Source organism: Niallia sp. Marseille-Q9988 (assembly GCF_976954375.1).
The window spans coordinates 220,682-238,669 of the sequence record NZ_CDRJSZ010000005.1; the positions used below are offsets into that span (position 1 = coordinate 220,682).

The 17,988-nt window shown below is 33.8% G+C and carries 19 protein-coding genes; 13 read left to right on the forward strand and 6 right to left on the reverse strand.

The genetic code is table 11. The features are described 5' to 3' along the window. Positions 1–159: 159 nt before the first annotated feature. Complete coding sequence (locus ACWNMZ_RS10900; protein WP_031534167.1) at positions 160–1,035, forward strand: NAD(P)-dependent oxidoreductase; 876 nt, start codon at positions 160–162, stop codon at positions 1,033–1,035. Between the two features lie 38 nt (positions 1,036–1,073). Here the strand turns inward: ACWNMZ_RS10900 and ACWNMZ_RS10905 are convergent, their stop codons facing one another. Together ACWNMZ_RS10905 and ACWNMZ_RS10910 are read right to left on the reverse strand one after the other, a co-directional pair. Beyond that, positions 1,074–2,228 (reverse strand): aminotransferase A, encoded by a 1,155-nt coding sequence (locus ACWNMZ_RS10905; protein ID WP_031534168.1) that lies wholly within the window; start codon positions 2,226–2,228, stop codon positions 1,074–1,076. A 125-nt stretch (positions 2,229–2,353) separates the two neighbouring features. Continuing rightward, positions 2,354–2,527, reverse strand: a complete 174-nt coding sequence (locus ACWNMZ_RS10910) for a hypothetical protein (protein ID WP_155986730.1) — start codon at positions 2,525–2,527, stop codon at positions 2,354–2,356. A 287-nt stretch (positions 2,528–2,814) separates the two neighbouring features. On the opposite strand from ACWNMZ_RS10910, the gene ACWNMZ_RS10915 reads away from it, so the two are divergent. The 3 genes from ACWNMZ_RS10915 to ACWNMZ_RS10925 all read left to right on the forward strand — a co-directional run bounded on the left by ACWNMZ_RS10915 (position 2,815) and on the right by ACWNMZ_RS10925 (position 5,937). Beyond that, complete coding sequence (locus tag ACWNMZ_RS10915; RefSeq protein ID WP_031534169.1) at positions 2,815–3,339, forward strand: RDD family protein; 525 nt, start codon at positions 2,815–2,817, stop codon at positions 3,337–3,339. Between the two features lie 78 nt (positions 3,340–3,417). Further along, positions 3,418–4,722 carry an MFS transporter gene (locus ACWNMZ_RS10920; protein WP_031534170.1) on the forward strand — a complete coding sequence of 435 codons (1,305 nt, stop codon included), beginning with the start codon at positions 3,418–3,420 and terminating at the stop codon, positions 4,720–4,722. A 309-nt stretch (positions 4,723–5,031) separates the two neighbouring features. Next, positions 5,032–5,937, forward strand: coding sequence for a chemotaxis protein (locus tag ACWNMZ_RS10925; RefSeq protein WP_031534172.1), 906 nt, complete (start codon positions 5,032–5,034; stop codon positions 5,935–5,937). A gap of 154 nt (positions 5,938–6,091) precedes the next feature. On the opposite strand, the gene ACWNMZ_RS10930 is transcribed toward ACWNMZ_RS10925, so the two are convergent. Beyond that, positions 6,092–6,559, reverse strand: coding sequence for a YkyB family protein (locus ACWNMZ_RS10930; RefSeq protein ID WP_031534174.1), 468 nt, complete (start codon positions 6,557–6,559; stop codon positions 6,092–6,094). A 290-nt stretch (positions 6,560–6,849) separates the two neighbouring features. Here ACWNMZ_RS10930 and ACWNMZ_RS10935 point away from each other — a divergent pair, with 290 nt between their 5' ends. Both ACWNMZ_RS10935 and ACWNMZ_RS10940 read left to right on the forward strand, forming a co-directional pair. Beyond that, on the forward strand, positions 6,850–7,053 hold the full coding sequence (locus ACWNMZ_RS10935) for a hypothetical protein (protein WP_449598627.1): 204 nt from the start codon (positions 6,850–6,852) through the stop codon (positions 7,051–7,053). Positions 7,054–7,159: 106 nt separating this feature from the next. Beyond that, complete coding sequence (locus ACWNMZ_RS10940; RefSeq protein WP_449598635.1) at positions 7,160–8,947, forward strand: sensor domain-containing protein; 1,788 nt, start codon at positions 7,160–7,162, stop codon at positions 8,945–8,947. A 320-nt stretch (positions 8,948–9,267) separates the two neighbouring features. Here the strand turns inward: ACWNMZ_RS10940 and ACWNMZ_RS10945 are convergent, their stop codons facing one another. After that, the gene (locus tag ACWNMZ_RS10945) at positions 9,268–9,987 is read right to left on the reverse strand and encodes a C39 family peptidase (RefSeq protein ID WP_031534178.1); all 720 of its coding nucleotides are present in this window, start codon (positions 9,985–9,987) and stop codon (positions 9,268–9,270) included. 353 nt (positions 9,988–10,340) lie between these two features. Between ACWNMZ_RS10945 and ACWNMZ_RS10950 the strand changes: the two genes are divergently transcribed. Both ACWNMZ_RS10950 and ACWNMZ_RS10955 read left to right on the forward strand, forming a co-directional pair. Next, the gene (locus tag ACWNMZ_RS10950) at positions 10,341–11,558 is read left to right on the forward strand and encodes an EAL domain-containing protein (RefSeq protein WP_251627400.1); all 1,218 of its coding nucleotides are present in this window, start codon (positions 10,341–10,343) and stop codon (positions 11,556–11,558) included. Between the two features lie 92 nt (positions 11,559–11,650). Next, on the forward strand, positions 11,651–12,253 hold the full coding sequence (locus ACWNMZ_RS10955; RefSeq protein WP_048717754.1) for a DUF3993 domain-containing protein: 603 nt from the start codon (positions 11,651–11,653) through the stop codon (positions 12,251–12,253). Between the two features lie 97 nt (positions 12,254–12,350). Here ACWNMZ_RS10955 and ACWNMZ_RS10960 read toward each other — a convergent pair whose 3' ends face one another. Continuing rightward, positions 12,351–12,584 (reverse strand): glutaredoxin domain-containing protein, encoded by a 234-nt coding sequence (locus tag ACWNMZ_RS10960; RefSeq protein ID WP_031534183.1) that lies wholly within the window; start codon positions 12,582–12,584, stop codon positions 12,351–12,353. 412 nt (positions 12,585–12,996) lie between these two features. On the opposite strand from ACWNMZ_RS10960, the gene ACWNMZ_RS10965 reads away from it, so the two are divergent. The 5 genes from ACWNMZ_RS10965 (at position 12,997) to ACWNMZ_RS10985 (ending at position 17,045) form a co-directional block, all read left to right on the forward strand. After that, positions 12,997–13,233: a YkuJ family protein gene (locus tag ACWNMZ_RS10965; RefSeq protein ID WP_016200943.1), complete on the forward strand. Its 237-nt coding sequence runs from the start codon at positions 12,997–12,999 to the stop codon at positions 13,231–13,233. 329 nt (positions 13,234–13,562) lie between these two features. Then, the gene (cbpB, locus tag ACWNMZ_RS10970; RefSeq protein WP_031534187.1) at positions 13,563–14,009 is read left to right on the forward strand and encodes a cyclic-di-AMP-binding protein CbpB; all 447 of its coding nucleotides are present in this window, start codon (positions 13,563–13,565) and stop codon (positions 14,007–14,009) included. Between the two features lie 107 nt (positions 14,010–14,116). After that, complete coding sequence (locus tag ACWNMZ_RS10975) at positions 14,117–15,010, forward strand: LysR family transcriptional regulator (protein ID WP_031534189.1); 894 nt, start codon at positions 14,117–14,119, stop codon at positions 15,008–15,010. Positions 15,011–15,109: 99 nt separating this feature from the next. After that, on the forward strand, positions 15,110–15,820 hold the full coding sequence (gene dapD / locus ACWNMZ_RS10980; RefSeq protein WP_251627366.1) for a 2,3,4,5-tetrahydropyridine-2,6-dicarboxylate N-acetyltransferase: 711 nt from the start codon (positions 15,110–15,112) through the stop codon (positions 15,818–15,820). A gap of 97 nt (positions 15,821–15,917) precedes the next feature. After that, the gene (locus ACWNMZ_RS10985; protein WP_031534193.1) at positions 15,918–17,045 is read left to right on the forward strand and encodes an N-acetyldiaminopimelate deacetylase; all 1,128 of its coding nucleotides are present in this window, start codon (positions 15,918–15,920) and stop codon (positions 17,043–17,045) included. Between the two features lie 80 nt (positions 17,046–17,125). On the opposite strand, the gene ACWNMZ_RS10990 is transcribed toward ACWNMZ_RS10985, so the two are convergent. Further along, a complete protein-coding gene (locus ACWNMZ_RS10990) occupies positions 17,126–17,977 on the reverse strand; it encodes a mechanosensitive ion channel family protein (RefSeq protein ID WP_251627364.1) in 852 nt (283 codons plus the stop codon). Positions 17,978–17,988: the final 11 nt, after the last annotated feature.

Sequence of the window (17,988 nt, forward strand, 5' to 3'; positions counted from 1 at the left end):
TATAAAATCGGTGTAAAGATTTGTATAATGGGTAGTTTTTCAGTCATTGTGAGTACGACTTTAGAAGAGAATTTAGACATTTATAAATGTTTTCATGTTACTATAAAGAAAAACAATGTTTAAATAAAATTGGAACATTGTATAAAGGAGAGGAATAGCATGTTGGCAAAAGAAACTACTACCATTGGCTTTATCGGTACAGGAGTAATGGGGAAAAGTATGGCAAGACATTTATTACAGGCAGGTTATCCTGTTATTGTACATAATCGCACGAAAGAAAAAGCAAGCGACCTTGTAGAAGAAGGTGCAGAATGGGTAGACAGTCCATACGAGATGGCTTTAAAGGCGAATGTAATTATTACGATTATTGGTTATCCAAAAGATGTAGAAGAAGTCTATTTGGGGGAGAATGGATTAGTTAACAATGCAAGTGAAAATACCTATTTAATCGATATGACAACATCTACTCCTAGCCTTGCGAAGAAAATATATGAAGAAGCAAAAAAGAAAAATATTTATGCTGTGGATGCGCCAGTTAGCGGTGGAGATGTAGGAGCAAGAGATGCAAAATTATCTATTATGGTTGGTGGGGACGAAGAGGTGTATAAAGAACTTCAGTCCATCTTTGAGATATTAGGCACAAATATCGTTTATCAAGGACCTGCAGGCTCTGGTCAGCATACAAAAATGTGTAATCAAATTGCTATAGCCTCTACCATGATTGGCGTTTCAGAAGCAATTGTTTATGCAAAGAAGGCAGGATTAGATCCAGAGAAAGTTCTAGAAAGCATATCAACTGGTGCAGCAGGAAGCTTCTCTTTAAGTAATCTTGCGCCAAGAATGATAAAAGGCGATTTTGAACCAGGTTTCTATATAAAGCATTTTATTAAAGACATGCGGATTGCTCTTAAAGAAGCAGAAGAAATGAATATGGAAACACCTGGTCTATCTCTTGCAGAAACATTATATAGCCATTTATCTGCTAAAGGAGAAGAAGAAAGCGGCACACAAGCTTTATTTAAATATTGGGATTGATAATAAAGAGCTTCCACATCTGTGGAAGCTCTTTGCTTCTAATTCATATACGTTGTCATATATTTCTCTAATCGATTACATGCTTCTTCTAATGTTTCCATTGAATAGGCAAATGAAATCCGGAAATATCCTTCTCCTAATGCAGAAAAAGCACTGCCAGGAACAACCGCTAAATTTACTTTATCAACTAAATCGAGACAAAAGTCAAAGGAATTCAACTTTGTTGTCGGTACTTTTATGAAAAAGTAAAAAGCACCATCTGGCATTACTACGTCCAATCCGATAGAAGTTAAGCGATTATATACATATTCTCTTCGCATTCGATAGTCATCTCTCATTGGCTCGGCATCATTTATACCAACTGTTAACGCCTCTAGTGCAGCTCTCTGAGAGACAGAGGAGGCGCAAGTTACATTATATTGATGTACTTTAATAATTTGCTGACTAAGATATGCTGGTGCAAATAATAGTCCAATTCTCCAGCCGGTCATACTATGGGATTTAGATAGTCCGTTAATGACAATGGTTTGTTCACGGAGAAACTCAGCAATAGATACATGCTTTTGATCATAGAGTAATTCACTATATATTTCATCTGCTAAAATAAAGATGTCTTTACCCTTAATAAGAGCAGCAATTTCCATTAATTCTTCTTTCGATAAGCTGACTCCTGTAGGATTGGATGGGTATGGCAAGACAATACATCTAGTTTTTTCTGTGATGTATTTTTTTATTACGTCAGCTGTAAAACGAAAGGAGGTATCACGAATGTCTGCATATACTGGAATAGCATCACATAAACGGATAATTGGCTCATATCCAGGATATACAGGACCAGGGAGTATTACTTCGACTCCTTTATCGAGAATGGTTCGAAAGGTAACATCTATTGCTTCACTAGCTCCAACTGTAACAAGCACTTCATTAGAAGGATCATAAGAAAGATTATATTTATTATGTACGAACTGTGATGCTGCTTTCCGTAATTCTAGCTCCCCAGCATTATGTGTGTAGGAAGTGAAATTTTCGTCAATAGACGTTTTAGCAGCTTCTTTAATATGAAGAGGTGTCGGAAAATCTGGCTGACCAATCGTTAAAGAAATCATCCCTTCCTTTCCAGCGACCATATTAGAGAACTTCCTAATGCCAGAAATCTCAATATTTTTAACTTTTTTATTGATTAAATGTTCCATATTAAGTCTCCCATCATAATGTATTCTATTATGATATCAAAAGCGGAGATTATTGAAAACCATAGACAAAATAAAAAAGAGCAGTGACAAAAAAATCAATCACAGCTCTATCTATTTATCGTGAATTAGTAACCATAATCCCAATCAACGTCTTCTTCCATTAGGAATAATTGCTCATGATTCTCTAATTTTTCCGTTATTTGTACAGTTTCTTCGTGTTTTTTCCATGCTTCTAAGTCAATATTTTCTAAAAAAGTTACAGATAAGTCTTCATGAAAAAGAATTGCAGTACCCTTCATTGTGTACTCGTCCTCTCTTTAAATATATTTTAGCAATTATCTTTTCATTCTCTCCTTCACTTGCTTACACTTTTAGATTATTCCAATTGCACTAAATCGTCTAGGTCTTTGTTATACTTTTCACGAAATAGTAAAAAAAATATAAACATTTTATGAATATTTAAAGAAGGAAGGAAACAAAGGAATTCATTAATTGTATAAAAATTGTAAACCTTTCACCTATTACATAAAAAAGGTTGTTTAGATAATAAATTCCATTTATCATAAGAATAGGAGGGGGAAATTAAATGGTAACAACAATACATATAGAAAAAAACGAACAACCTGAATATGCAGGATTTTGGATTCGCTTTGGAGCATGGGTAATCGATAGTATTATTATCGGGATTCCCTTATTAATTCTTTCAAATGTCATTTTTGCTTTGTTTGTAAATTCAATGGAAATCCCGGAAGAGCTATTAATGGATCCAGCAAGTGTAGACACATTATCTGATGCAGAAATGTTATCGATAATAGGACCGATGATGACCGCATTTTTTGGAACAATGGGTATATGTTTGCTTATTAGTCTTTTTTATTATTCGCTACTTCATTCATCAAAATGGCAAGCGACAATTGGGAAAAAACTTTTAGGGTTAAAGGTAACAGATAAAAATGGGAATAGATTATCTTTTTGGAGAAGCCTAGGAAGATATGTAGTATCAAGTCTTTTATCGGGAATCCTTTTGATTGGTTTTATTTTGGCTGCTTTTACAGAGAAAAAACAAGCATTACATGATTTAATTGTTGGTTCTCTTGTGGTGAGAAAATAATGCGTTTTATTTCCTATCGGGGACAACGAACAGTAAATAAAATGTCATACTTGCTTTTTGGAGAGGAGAGCTTGATGGATGGAGTCAGTAACAAATAAAGTTCAAATGGAAAAAAAAGGATGGGCGTTGTATTTTTCCTTGCCCATTCTTTCTTGGGCATTATATGATGCTGCTAATACCATTTTTTCGTCTAATATTAATACAGTCTTTTTCCCCTTCTATTTAAAGGGAATGATTGGTTCAGGTGAGGTACAGCAACAAATAGCATCCACGTTTATTTCGTATGCAAATGCCCTTGCAAGCATTTTATTAGTTATCTTTACACCGTTATTTGGAGTAATTATGGACAGAACAGGAAAAAAGAAGAAATATATTGTAATCCTGACACTATTAACAGTGCTAGGAACAATTGCAATGGGGATCTTTTCGTCTATTGAGTTTTCACAAACGATACTTGGAATACCATTGTCCTTAGGTTTCGTGGTTCTTTTTTTTGTACTATCGAAATTTACGTATCATTCTAGCTTAGTATTTTATGATTCAATGATTTCTGATTTAGGTAGCAAGGAACAAATCCCGTTAATTTCCGGATTTGGTGTCGCAGTAGGTTATATCGGAACACTTATTGGATTATCTGTTTATTTATTTATAGATGACGGGGCTTTTAATCAATCATTTATACCAACTGGGATTCTCTTTTTGCTCTTATCCTTGCCATTATTTTTTTTCATTAAAGACAAACCAAAAGAAAATGTCCAAAAGCAATCTATTTTCTCAGGCTATGGTGAAATAGTGGAAACCTTTAAGCAGATGAGGAATTATCGAAAGATTTTTACTTTTATGCTTGCCTATTTTTTTCTTAATGATGCCTTAGCAACTACAATTGCTATGATGGCAGATTATGCAAATACAGTTATTGAAATAAGTTCAGGTAAATTCATTATTCTATATCTTGTGTCAACTATTGCAAGCATCATTGGATCCTTTATCTTTGGATATATTGCAAAAAAAGTTGGAGCATATCGAGCTGTACGATATGTAGGGATATTATTAGTTATCGCTTTGATTATTGCAACATTTGCTTGGAATCAAGGGGCATTTTGGATTGCTGGGAGTCTTTTTGGAGTTGCTCTAGGGAGTATGTGGGTAACGACAAGAACATATATTGTTGATATTACTCCAGAAGAGAAGAGAGGCCAGTTCTTTGGACTATTTGCCTTTTCTGGTAAGGTATCTTCCATTATCGGTCCATTTGTATATGGTACGATTACACTCATATTTGCTGATTTAGGAAATATAGCGAGCAGGATGGCGCTAGGCTCGTTAATTATTTTAACTATTATTGGATTAGTAATCCATGCACGCGTAAAAGAAGAATGGTAGGCTAGGCTGTTCAAGAAGGCTAACGAAAGCAGATATTCCGTAAATGGTGAAACCAATGGAAAAAGCTGCTTGATTGTTGCCTTTAGGAACAGTCTTTTTTAATATAACTGTATTAGGTATAGTAATTGTTGGCTAGATGGATTAAAAAAGAGGATATTGTTAGCGAGCAAAGATAGTTTCTAATTGGAGAAAATTGAATAAACTTACTTTAAGAATAGATAAATAGTCCGATATAAAGAATAGGTAAATAACTGAAAAGTGGATTTCATAAATGAAGGAATTTTTAGAACCACGAAAGGACAGAAATAAATGAAAAACGACAAAGGAATACTTTTAGAATCTGGAACAAATGAGCTTGAAATTGTGGAATTTAGTGTTGGAAAGAACAATTTTGGTATAAATGTTATTAAGGTGAAGGAAATTATTAATCCAGTACCGATTACTCCAATACCACATGCCCATCCCTATGTAGAAGGAATAATGGAACTAAGAGGAGAAGTATTAACAGTAGTTAATCTTGCAAACGTATTAGGATATGCTCCTTCTGATACTCCTGAAAAAGATAAATATATTGTTTCTGAATTCAATAAAACAAAAATTGTTTTCCATGTTCATAATGTTACACAAATCCACCGGATATCATGGGAAAATATTGAGAAACCATCTGAGACTTATTATGGATCAGAAAGCCAAATAATTGGTGTAGTTAAATTAAACGGAGAGATGATTTTACTGCTGGATTTTGAAAAAATAGTGGTAGATATTAATCCTGAATCCGGAATTAATGTACAACAAGTGAAAAAATTAGGGGAAAGAGCAAGAAGTGATAAGAAACTAATTGTTGTGGAAGATTCTGCCCTTCTAAGAAAATTACTGGAAGATACGTTGAGCGCTGCAGGCTTTCAATACATTACATTTTTTGAAAATGGTCGTGAAGCATTAGCTTATTTAACAAAAAATGTGGAGAATGGTACTTCTATAGACGAGGTTGCCCAGTTAATGATTACAGATATTGAAATGCCACAAATGGACGGGCATCATCTAACAAAGCTAGTTAAAGATAATACAAACTTATCTAAGTTACCTGTCGTTATATTTTCGTCATTAATTACAGAGGGTTTAAGACATAAGGGGCAGGTTGTTGGAGCAAATGCCCAAGTAAGTAAACCAGAGATTAACGAATTAATTCAAATTATCGACGACATCATTTTATAATACTTATGTTTTAAAAGAAAAGTATGTGATTTAATGAAAGCTGCCAAGCTATTTTGACCTTAAGAGCAAAATAGCTTGGCAGCTTTTCTTTGTTAAAGAGATAAGTTGATTAGAGGGATTAGCCCCTTTGCAAATAGTTGAGAAAGAGCAAAAATTAATAGCTTTCACCGAGCTTTTTAAATACTGGTTTTTGGTATTGCTTTTTGCGGAATGTTTGATTAGGTGGCGAATCTTCTTTTAAACCAGTGTAAACGGATAAAAGCTTTTTTGATTGTGTTAAGGATAGAGTTGATTTGGGATTTCGAACACTTTGATTGAGAGATCCTAAATGTGGCAATTCCTCAAAATCCTTTTTAGTTGGAGGTAGATGAAAAGTATAGTTTTTACATGCAATTAATAGATCTGATTGTTGTTGGCTATATTTTGGATTGTTTGAGAAGTGTAGACCCATTTTTTTTGCTTTGCCTTCTGCTAATAGCTTATGTAAACTGTCATGCTTCAATTTATATAAAAACTTTGGGTTTGGAGCAGTTTTTGCATGACGATTTACAACAGAAATTGCTTGGAGAAGATTTTCAACAGTAGGTTGTATTGGTGGTGGATATTTTTGCTGCTTATTCAATCGGTTAATGCTCCTTTCTTACTAAATTGTACAAGTTATTATACTATTTTTACGAGAGAAAAGGAAATAAAAAGAGAATATCTTTTCCGTTATTTCTTTAAAATTAGAATAATAATCTAGGATTAGCCCTTTTATACGAATAAACTAAATTTTTTATCTATTTAAGTACAAACTTTCATATATATGCCGATAAAAGTAGTAAAAGAAAATTAGATTGGATAGCGATTGTTAATAGAGTTAATCTTATTCGAAACAAAATAATATATCGCTGCATGTTAGGAATGAGATGGATGAACGAATTTAACAAGAATAATGCAAGTAAGAAAATGATAGCACAATCTAAATCAAATATAGAAAATATTATTTTTGAAATTATTTTTATGTATATAAAAGATATGGTATTTATTATGAAAGCAGAAAAAGACAATACTTTTCGGTATATCTTTGTCAATGAGGCTGCCTTTTATTTTCTCAATTACCAATTGATTTCATAGGAAAGGGTTTCAAGATGTCTCTTCTAAGAAAATAGCTGATAGATTACAACAGGAATATACGATTGTATGTGAAACAAAGAAGAATCATATTTATACAGATCAAATACTGACAGATAATGGCGATATCATTTATGCGGAATCTGTTTTGACGCCTATTATAGATGAACAGAATGAAGTAAAGTATATTGTATCCATCACAAGAGATATTACAGAGTCCATTAAAGAAAAACGATTGTTGCATGAAAGCGAACAGAAATATCGTTCATTAGTTCAAAATAATTTAGATGCCGTATTCACGGTTAGCTTAGATGGGGTTATTCAAGAAGTGAATCCAACTGGATTAAAGTTAATTGACTTTAGTGATGTAAAACTGCCACTGTTTTCACTGTATGAACTCATAGATGAGGGTAATACCTTATTTTACGATAGCTTTAGAAAATGCAAATTAACGGAAACATCCCAATCGCTAGATTGTAAGTTAAAAAGCAAAAATGGAAAAAAACTGTCCATTCATACAAAATTTGTTCCCATTAAAGTGAATGATACCATTAGAGGTATTTATGTTATCTTAAGGGATATTTCTGAACGTGCGGAAACGGCAGAAAAAATTCGCTATATGTCCTTTCATGATCAGCTAACGGGTCTTTATAATAGAAGAGCCCTTGTTGAAGATTTAAATCTGGAGATTAAGAAGGCTGAAACAGAGAAAGTTACGTTTGCCTTAATGACGATTGATTTAGATCGGTTTAAATATATCAATGATACATTTGGTCATATTGTCGGAGATCAAATTCTCATAAAAGTTGCGGAACGATTATTAGAATTTAAAAATCATAAATGCCATGTATATCGACAGGGAGGAGATGAATTTAATATTCTCCTGTCCAATACAAATAGACAAGAAACAGCAAGCTTAGTTCAACGTATTATCTCAAGTTTTGCAAATTCCTTCTACTTAAACTCTCATGAATACTATATTAGCCCGAGCATCGGAATTAGTATGTATCCATATGATGGAGATGACATGGAGAAAATCATTAAGAACGCGGATGAGGCACTTTTTCGCGTGAAAGAAAGAGGTAAGGCACATTATCAATTCTATCGTTCTGATATGACTTCAAATTTAACAAATGTAGTATCATTAGAAACAAAATTGCGAAAAGCAGTCCAAAAAAATGAACTAAAATTGTATTATCAGCCACAAATTGATTTAAAGAGTCATACATTTAATAGTTTTGAAGCATTATTAAGATGGGAGAGTCCTTCATTGGGACTAGTTGCACCCAATGATTTTATCCCACTTGCTGAAGACACAGGTCTCATTATTTCTATTGGAAACTGGGTAATCGAAAAGGCATGTGAGCAAATAAATACATGGAAAACTTTATACCATAAGGATGTGCGTATAGCAGTTAATATCTCACCAAAGCAATTTCAACAACCCAATTTTGTTGAAATGATACGTTACTCTATTCAAAAATTTAATATTAAACCGTCCTTGCTGGAGATTGAGATTACAGAAGGGGTTATGGAGAATATTAAAGAAGCAATTCCTATTTTGCGAAAACTAAAGGATTTAGGGGTTATTATCTCTGTCGATGATTTTGGAACTGGTTATTCTTCTCTAAGCTATATTAAGCAATTTCCGATTGATGTATTAAAAATTGATCAATCCTTTGTAAAAGATGTGGTTACAAATGCAAAGGATGCTGCCATTACGACAACGATTATTCACTTAGGACAAAATTTAGGGATAGAAGTTATTGCAGAAGGTGTGGAAACGAAAGAGCAAGAAGACTTCTTAAAAGAGGCAAATTGTCAAAAAGCACAAGGCTTTTATTATTCTCGACCATTGACTTGTGAAGAGGCGGAGCAATTTCTTAAGGATTTTTAAACATGAATAGAAAGATGGAAACATAAACTTATATTAAGCGAGTTAATAAAAAGGAAGACCCTAGAAGGATAGCTGGACGCATATCTTTTTGTTAGTACTTAAAAAAATGTAGGGTTGAGTCTATTTGAAAGAAACACGTTGATTGCAGCGCACAGATAATTGCTTTTTGGAGGAAAAGAATAAGGGAATTTGGATTTACACTCGGAATCCCTTCTTTACTTTAACAATTATCAATAGGTGGATGCAATCAACGCTAATCGTTAAATGTTGTTGCAAACAAATTATGAATACGTTCTATTTATTATCCTTTTTATACACTTTTACCGATAACTAATAGCTCTGGACTTTAAAGCATGCCAAGATTTAATAAAAGTCTTTTTATCGACTTTAACATTCTTTTTACCTGATAAGGGGTCATTTAAGTAAACATGATTCTTACTGAAGCCAACTAATACAACAGCGTGTAGGTCTAATGGTGTTTTAATTGTTTTTCCATTGTGTTTCCATGATTCCCATCTATCTGGTAAACGATAATCACCTGTTGTCCAAACTACAATTGGATAACCATTTTGAACATGTTTCTCTAAATCATGGAAAGAATATTTCGTTAAGTTAACGGCTCTTTCTGGGAGGTATTTGTTAACTAGATCTTCCATTGGCTTATCAAATACAGCATACCCAGGCTTTTTTCCAGTCATATCACCTACGAATCCAATAGAGGGGTCTCCCCATTCGATAATATTGCCATTTTTTCGAATCAATGGGTCTATGTCCTTCTGAATATTTTTGTAAAGCTCCATTTTATTTACTTTAACACCAGCGTAATTCAAAACCATCGTTAAACTGGTCACTTCACATCCATATTTTAGTTCAGGATTTTGTTTTATCAAAGGAACATCAAGCAATACACTTTTGTTCGTGCTAGATTCTTGATGTAGTTGTTCTACTTTTGGCTTACTCTCTTCAATATGGAAATATTCCCAAGTTTGCTCGGACCCGAAAAAGGGAGTGAGCAACAGTAATAGCTTACACAACTGCATTTTACTACCTCTTTCTTGCCAACTCCTATTTTTTATCATACGAAATTTCAAACAAAATTATAAGGACATATTATTACCAACACCTTATCCTTTTTTTATTGTGCTTGCCTGTGGAATGATATCATCGGATGAAACTGTGTTTCAGCTAAAAATTGAAAGAATTTTCTATCAATGTTTCTTTAGCTAAGGATTTATATGATATAATAAGGTTTATTTTAATTCTTAGAATAAAGTGAAGAACCTTTGCCTACTTACTGTCTAAAAATAAATATCATCAAAAAAAGGACGAAATGATTTATAACGGAAGCGATAAGCAAAGGAGTTTGCTTTTCTTGTGGGGAGGCTATCAAAATATGGATGCTTTGGATATTTTGACTGATTTAGAAAATGTCATCCCTTATTTTCAAGCTATATTTAGCGCTGATGAACATCGAGTAATCGGTTATGAAATATTAGGAAGATATAATGGAGCAGATGGTGTTGAAAGCCTTGGAGATTTCTTTTTTGATGAAGGAATTCCTGATGAATATAAAATTGAGGTAGATCAAGTTATTTTAACGAAGGCGCTGGATAAAGCGTTGTCCTTTGACGAGGATGTATTGCTCTTTATCAATAGAGATGCTGAAATCTTGATGAAGGATGATGGAGAATCATTTTTAGAAACATTGCTGGAATATGAAGGGAAAGGCTTCAAGTTAGATCGAATCGTTCTGGAGATTTCAGAGCGAAATTATCATGGGCAATTTTATCATTTAGATCATTTATTACTTTATTATCGAACATATGGCATTAAAATTGCCATTGATAAAATGGGAAGTGATAGTAGCTATTTAGACAGACTCGGTGATTTAGCACCTGATATCCTAAAAATTGATTTATTAGCTTTGCGATCTACATCTACCTCGCATGCTTACCAAAATGTTTTATATTCGCTATCTATGCTTGCTCGAAAAATTGGTGCTACTTTATTATTTGAAAATATTGAGATGGTATATCAGCTTCAATTTGCTTGGAAAAATGGTGGGAGATTTTATCAAGGATACTATTTACACTATCCTGAGGCAAATTTCGTTGATCGCAATTGTAGAAAAGAAATATTAAGAGATTTGTTTCATGAGTTCATTTTTTCAGAAAAGAAAAAACTATCAACAATTTTTGAATTAACAGAGGATTTTCAAGTTCAATTACAGTCATTGCTTGTTAAATATAAGAAATATTCTTCCTATGAAGAGCTTTTGAAATTACTTACTGCTGATTTAACAGATGTTGCTTTTCGAATGTATGTATGTGATGAAGATGGATTTCAAAAATCTGCAAATATTATTAAATACGATAGTGATTGGATTATTCAGCCTGAATATGCACACAAAAATTGGAGTTGGCGACCATATTTCCTAGAAAATATTATAAAAATGAGGAATGAAAAAAGAGGGATATTGTCTGATTTATATAGTGATATCGAAACAGGAGAAACAGTAAGAACTTATTCATACCCATTAAACGCCAAGGAATATTTGTTTATTGATTTATCTTATAATTTTCTTGATCGAAAGAAATTGCTACTTAGTTAAAACAAGCTGAAGAGATTTTCTCTTCAGCTTGTTTTTATGCCATAAATTAAGGGTAAAGTTTAAATGAAATAAATAGAGAAGGAGAGAGTAGGATGAATAAAAGCTTCTTTACTATAGTGATTATTTTGCTTCTTGGTATATTTCCATATTCCGCACATGCTACCAGCCATTTGACAAGTAGGGATGAAGTCTTTGCTTTTGTAGAAAAGGCATTTCGAGCACAGGTGTCATTAAGTAAAGAAGCGAGGGATATGGAGGAGATACAAGAAATATTGGCACCTTATTTTTCGGAGAAACTAATCTATTTATTTCTTAATGAAAACTTGACTGGAGAAAATGGGGCATTTTATACATACGGTAATGAATTCGGAAAATATTATCTGCCTTTTTATCAGTTATCCGATCAAACCTTTATAGAAACAGAAGAAAATAGTATTCTTCTATATGAATATTATGAACCAATTATATTTGGAGAAAAAGTATATGAAGGAGCCTATGAAGGAGTGCTTATAAGAAAGGTGAATGAGAATTGGATTGTTACGAATATGCTGACAGATAAAGAGGTAAGAACCATTATAAATAACAAAGAAAATAACTATAGTACATTGGTTTATATGCCCTTGTTTGCAATAGAAAATCAAGTAACTTATATCAGTAACAATTGGAAAAATCATAATGTACAAACGCTAAAATAGCTTGTAAGAGTTATTTTCTAGATTTTGAGGTATTAGCTATAATGAAAGTGTGGCGCACTTTTTTACGTATAGTGTACGCCACATTGGTGACTTGCTGTTAAAGATTTAAAGCAATTTTAAGTTTTTCCAAATCGAAACCATAAATTACAGTTCCATCTACCACAAAAGTTGGGGTTGAAAAGGATTGGTATTTCTTTATTAATTCTGTTTTCGCACGCGAATCCTTTTGAATATCTTTTATTACAAAGTCAAATCCATGTTCTTTTAAAAAGAGCTTGGAATATTCGCAAGGGGGACAGTCAGGCTGGGTATATAACGTGATTTGGTGCATTTTGTTCCTCCTACATTCATTCTACTTCTAATCATACAAAGAAAGCTTTTTTCGTGCAATTCATTTTAGCAAATGATAGGAATAGGTTTAAACAGGAAAGGTTACTTTTTGGATTCTGAGGGAGCTGTAGATGTGCGGAATTAGACAAATGATTATTTCCATTTTGCTATAAGAAAGGTGTTTTTTTGTTATGATTTTATATGTTAGAATATTCAGATGAAATAAATAATAAAAAAACAACTAGTTTTTTTTAGTTTTACTTGGACAAACTCTCGACAATCTTTTATTCTGTTAGTATTGGCATTTTACACAAGAGGCGAATGGTACTTTATTTAACGAAGAAAGTGTATAGAAACATGCTAATAGTGAAACCTATTGTTAACAAAAGGTTTGTTTTGAAAGGAGAGAGAGCATGTCACAATTACAAGGCATATTAACAAGATTAAAGAATCTGCAAGAGCAGGCAACTGGGGGAGAACCAACTCAACGTTTCTTCGAGGTAAATGGGGAGAGAAAGTGTCAAGTTACATTTCATCCAAAAACAGAAACGTTTGAACTAGAAGTCTATAATGACAAAGAAAAACCAAAAAGATATCAATTTGATAATGTTGATATGATTACAATTGAGATTTTTGATTTAATTCAGTAAGATTTTTAAGAAGCTTTTTGCATTTACGGATACCCAAATGCAGAAAGCTTTTTTTATACTTTTAATTTTACTACATGAAAAAAGCAAGTGAATCCATACTAATAGTTGAGGTGATAAACATGATGCCAACGGTTATTTGTCCAGAATGCTCTCGTGAGGAAAAATTAGAGAATGTACTGACAGCTCAATCTAATCAAAATGTAATCTTTCAATGCCCTCATTGTCAACTACTTGTAAGGAATATAAAAACGAGTAAGGGTTAAAGGAGCATTAAGCCGGAAACTGTGATAAAATGAGGTATAAATATATTTTGTGAGGAGTTTTCGGCTATGATAAGTATGCACAGCGAAGAGTTTTTAAACATCACTTTAAATGATTTATTAATTCCGTCTGAACGGGTTGCACATGTACAGGTAGGAAACAGTTTAGAACACGCTCTGCTAGTCTTAACAAAAAGTGGATACTCAGCAATCCCTGTATTAGATGCACATTATAAGCTCCATGGATTGGTGAGTACGCCAATTATTATGGAGAGTATACTTGGACTAGAAAGAATTGAATTTGAAAAATTAGAAGAAATAAAAGTAGAAACAATTATGAACACTGTAATGCCGAGAGTGAAGAGTAATAGTTCTGTATTACATACGATTAAACATTTGGTAGACCATCCTTTTATTTGTGTAGAAACAGAAGATGGCTATTTTGAAGGGATTTTAACGAGAAGAGCAATATTAAAGCGACTTAACAATTATTTACATCAAAACAATCACCAATAATCTATAACAATTAAATTCCTTTCACCTACTGTAGCCGCTCTTATTCACCTCTTCATTAGAGTTCTTTCCCTCTTTTGATAACAAATTTTTTATATGAGGATACTATCATGTCAACGATTTCTGAATTAAAATTATTAACCGTTCTTGCACAAGAAATGAATATGAGAAAAGCAGCAGAAAGACTTTTTGTCACACAACCCGCCCTTTCTCAAAGGCTGCAAAATATCGAGAAAGATTGGGGGACACCATTATTTATTAGGTCACAAAGAGGGCTTTCGCTTACTGCTGCTGGCGAATTAGTAACGAAATTCGCAATGGAAACGCTAAAGAAAGAAGAAGAAGTGAAAGAATCCATTCATGCTTTCAAAGAAGAAGTGTATGGAACATTAAAGATAGCTGTTGCAAGTATCGTAGGACAGAACTGGCTTCCGGAGGTCTTAAAACGATTTGTTGAGCGCTATCCTCAGGCAAAGGTATCATTAGTAACAGGCTGGAGTAGCGATATGATGAAATCTGTTTCTGAGGATAGTATGCATATAGGTATTGTAAGAGGAGTATCCGATTGGAAGGGAATTAAAATTCATTTATTTGATGACCCCCTTTATTTAGTGGATCGAGAAATTGCGAAGCTTGAGGATATTGCTTTAACGAATCGGCCGTTTATCCAATTTAAAAGTGATTCAAACTATTACGAAGAAATACAGGTTTGGTGGCATCGGAATTTTCAACTGCCTCCGAACAATACTATTGTCGTGGATCAGATTGAAACATGTAAACAGCTTTCTTTTAATGGGATTGGTTATAGTATACTTCCTTCTATTGCCTTAAAAAAAGTAGATGATGCACTTTCCCGAATTCCGTTATTTAATGATTATAATGAGCCAATCACAAGAGGAACTTGGTTAATTGGCTATGAAGCAACTTTTCAATTAAAACAGGTACAAGCTTTTTTAGAAATTGTTCACGAATATCTGGAAGAAGAAAAAAGGGGAAAGGGATGAATCGAAGATAAAAGTTAGTATTTATGGCTTGTTTTCATCACTTTTGTTTGGTAAAGTAATTTTTAGTATTGCATATATACATAATGGAGGTATTAGTTTATGAAAATGATGGATGCAAATGAAATTATTTCATTTATTCAAAATAGTACAAAATCTACACCGGTAAAGGTATACGTGAAAGGCGATTTATCTGCAGTTGATTTTGGTGAAAATGTTCAAACCTTTATCAGTGGAAATTCTGGTGTAGTTTTCGGAGAATGGGCTGATATTCAAAGTGTCATCGAAGGAAACCAGGACAAAGTTACAGATTATGTGATTGAAAATGATCGTAGAAACTCTGCAATTCCTTTACTAGACTTAAAAAATATTAAAGCGCGTATTGAGCCAGGTGCTATTATTCGTGATCAAGTGGATATTGGCGACAAAGCAGTAATCATGATGGGTGCAGTTATAAATATTGGTGCTGCAATTGGCGAAGGTACAATGATTGATATGGGCGTTATTATGGGTGGACGTGCTACCGTAGGGAAGAACTGCCATATTGGTGCAGGTGCAGTATTAGCAGGTGTTATTGAGCCACCTTCTGCTAAACCAGTTATCATTGAAGATGATGTATTAGTGGGCGCAAATGCAGTTATCGTTGAAGGAGTTACAGTTGGTCAAGGATCTGTAGTAGCTGCAGGCTCTATTGTACTAGAAGATGTCCCAGCAAACACATTAGTTGCAGGAGCTCCTGCACGTGTAGTTAAAGAAATTGATGATAAAACTAAATCAAAAACGGAAATTATGCAAGAGCTACGTCAACTATAATTTTCAGTGTAAAGCGTGGAGAAGTTTCCACGCTTTTGTTTTAGAAATAGAGAAAAGGAAAGCATTCATCAGAAAATAGGAAGAGAAGGGGATTTATATGGGGAATACGATTGATTTAATCCAAATCCGCAGAGATTTGCATAAAATTCCAGAGCTTGGATTTAAGGAATTTAAAACACAACAATATTTACTCGGAAAAATTCAAAGCTTTTCAAATGAACGAGTAGAAATAAGAACATGGAAAACGGGGATTATTGTTAAGGTTCATGGACTTAACCCAACGAAAACGATTGGCTACCGAGCAGATATTGATGGATTGCCAATTGTTGAAGAAACGGAATTACCATTTCTATCTGAGCACCCTACAGAAATGCATGCTTGTGGACATGATTTTCATATGACCATTGCTTTAGGCTTACTTGCAAATATAATGGAAACTCCTATTAAAGATAATGTTGTGTTTATTTTTCAGCCTGCTGAAGAAGGACCAGGCGGAGCAAAGCCTATGCTTGAAAGTAAGGAGCTTAAAGAATGGATGCCTGATATTATCCTGGCTCTTCACGTAGCTCCTGAATATCCAGTAGGCACCATCGCAGTAAAGCCGGGCTTGCTATTTGCAAACACTTCTGAGCTTTTTATTGATTTAAAAGGGAAAGGCGGGCATGCAGCATACCCACATCTTACTAATGATATGGTAGTTGCAGCATGTAGTCTGGTTTCCCAGCTTCAGTCTGTTGTATCCAGGAATATTGATCCGCTCGATAGTGCTGTTGTGACCATCGGAAAAATCACAGGTGGAACTGTGCAAAATGTCATTGCTGAAAATGCAAGACTAGAAGGGACAATGCGAACCCTTTCAAGTGAGGCAATGGATAAAGTAAAGAAACGTGTCCAAGCTTTGGTGAATGGTATTGAAATTGGCTATGACTGTGAGAGTACGATTGATTTCGGTAGTGGTTATTATCAAGTCTATAATAATGAGCCATTAACAAGAGAGTTTATGGATTTTATTGAATACGAAACAGAAGCAAATGTGTTGGAATGCAAAGAAGCAATGACGGGCGAAGATTTTGGCTATATGTTAAAGGACATTCCAGGGTTTATGTTTTGGCTAGGTGTTGATTCTCCATATGGTTTACATCATAGCAAGCTTAATCCGAAAGAAGACGCATTACAAGTAGCTGTTAATGTTTTAACTGCGTATTTAATGAAAAAAGGAAATTAATTGTTCGGACGGTTGCTTATTTGTAAACAAAAAGCTTACTGCTTTATATTGGAATAATAGCAGTAAGCTTTTTTAAAGCATTAATTTTCTTTTTCAATCACTAGGGGTGCTTGTGGGAATTGAATCCCATTTTCATCAAGCGCGACTTTCGCTTCCTGTCTAATCAAGCGTTCCATTCCCCATTGCTCCATATTTTTTGTTTTTGCAATTATTCTTATTGTAATCGTATTTGCACCTAAATTTTGTATACCAATTAGATTTGGGCCATCTGTTATAGTGTCGTTTTCGTCTGCAATACGTTCACAAACTTGCTGTAGTATTTCTAATGTTCTCTGCAAATCATTGTTGACTGAAATATCTATATCCACTAGAGCTTGCATTTCTCCCCGGGAATGATTACTAAGCTGTGTAATTTCTCGATTCGGGATAAAGTGTAAAGTGCCATCTGCTGCTCGTATTTGGGTTGTTCTAAGGCCAACTTGTTCTACTGTGCCTGAAAATTCTCCAATCGTTATAAGTTCCCCAACATCTAATTGTTTTTCTAATAGGATAAAAAATCCTGACACTAGGTCACTAACAAGTCCTTGAGCTCCAAAGCCGACTGCTAATCCTATAATTCCTGCACCAGCCAATATTGCTGTAGCATCGATACCGAGCAATTGGAGTATGGTTATAATGAGAATGAAAAATAGTACATAGGTAATTAGGTTATTAATCAGGCTCTCCAGTGTAAAAGCTCTACCTCTAGAGATAGAGTTTTTTTTAATATAGGATTCGAATAATTTATTTATTAGCTGCTTAGCCATTTTTTTAATTAGAAGATAGCTAAGAAGGATAAGCAGTATTTTTATTGCTACAAGGGCAGTATTTAAGAAGAAGTCTCCCCAATGTATGGTTTGTATATAGGTTTTTAAATTGTTTAAATAGAACATTTAATGCTGTA

Excerpts from the sequence above, each read along its gene's own strand:
- ACWNMZ_RS10990 (WP_251627364.1), bottom strand. The coding sequence starts at position 17,977 with ATGTTCTATTTAAACAATTTAAAAACCTATATACAAACCATACATTGG.
- ACWNMZ_RS10950 (WP_251627400.1), top strand. The coding sequence starts at position 10,341 with ATGGATGCTTTGGATATTTTGACTGATTTAGAAAATGTCATCCCTTAT.
- ACWNMZ_RS10910 (WP_155986730.1), bottom strand. The coding sequence starts at position 2,527 with ATGAAGGGTACTGCAATTCTTTTTCATGAAGACTTATCTGTAACTTTT.
- ACWNMZ_RS10965 (WP_016200943.1), top strand. The coding sequence starts at position 12,997 with ATGTCACAATTACAAGGCATATTAACAAGATTAAAGAATCTGCAAGAG.
- ACWNMZ_RS10945 (WP_031534178.1), bottom strand. The coding sequence starts at position 9,987 with ATGCAGTTGTGTAAGCTATTACTGTTGCTCACTCCCTTTTTCGGGTCC.
- ACWNMZ_RS10975 (WP_031534189.1), top strand. The coding sequence starts at position 14,117 with ATGTCAACGATTTCTGAATTAAAATTATTAACCGTTCTTGCACAAGAA.
- cbpB (WP_031534187.1), top strand. The coding sequence starts at position 13,563 with ATGATAAGTATGCACAGCGAAGAGTTTTTAAACATCACTTTAAATGAT.
- ACWNMZ_RS10960 (WP_031534183.1), bottom strand. The coding sequence starts at position 12,584 with ATGCACCAAATCACGTTATATACCCAGCCTGACTGTCCCCCTTGCGAA.
- dapD (WP_251627366.1), top strand. The coding sequence starts at position 15,110 with ATGAAAATGATGGATGCAAATGAAATTATTTCATTTATTCAAAATAGT.
- ACWNMZ_RS10920 (WP_031534170.1), top strand. The coding sequence starts at position 3,418 with ATGGAGTCAGTAACAAATAAAGTTCAAATGGAAAAAAAAGGATGGGCG.
- ACWNMZ_RS10900 (WP_031534167.1), top strand. The coding sequence starts at position 160 with ATGTTGGCAAAAGAAACTACTACCATTGGCTTTATCGGTACAGGAGTA.
- ACWNMZ_RS10915 (WP_031534169.1), top strand. The coding sequence starts at position 2,815 with ATGGTAACAACAATACATATAGAAAAAAACGAACAACCTGAATATGCA.
- ACWNMZ_RS10985 (WP_031534193.1), top strand. The coding sequence starts at position 15,918 with ATGGGGAATACGATTGATTTAATCCAAATCCGCAGAGATTTGCATAAA.
- ACWNMZ_RS10955 (WP_048717754.1), top strand. The coding sequence starts at position 11,651 with ATGAATAAAAGCTTCTTTACTATAGTGATTATTTTGCTTCTTGGTATA.
- ACWNMZ_RS10935 (WP_449598627.1), top strand. The coding sequence starts at position 6,850 with ATGAACGAATTTAACAAGAATAATGCAAGTAAGAAAATGATAGCACAA.
- ACWNMZ_RS10925 (WP_031534172.1), top strand. The coding sequence starts at position 5,032 with ATGAAAAACGACAAAGGAATACTTTTAGAATCTGGAACAAATGAGCTT.
- ACWNMZ_RS10905 (WP_031534168.1), bottom strand. The coding sequence starts at position 2,228 with ATGGAACATTTAATCAATAAAAAAGTTAAAAATATTGAGATTTCTGGC.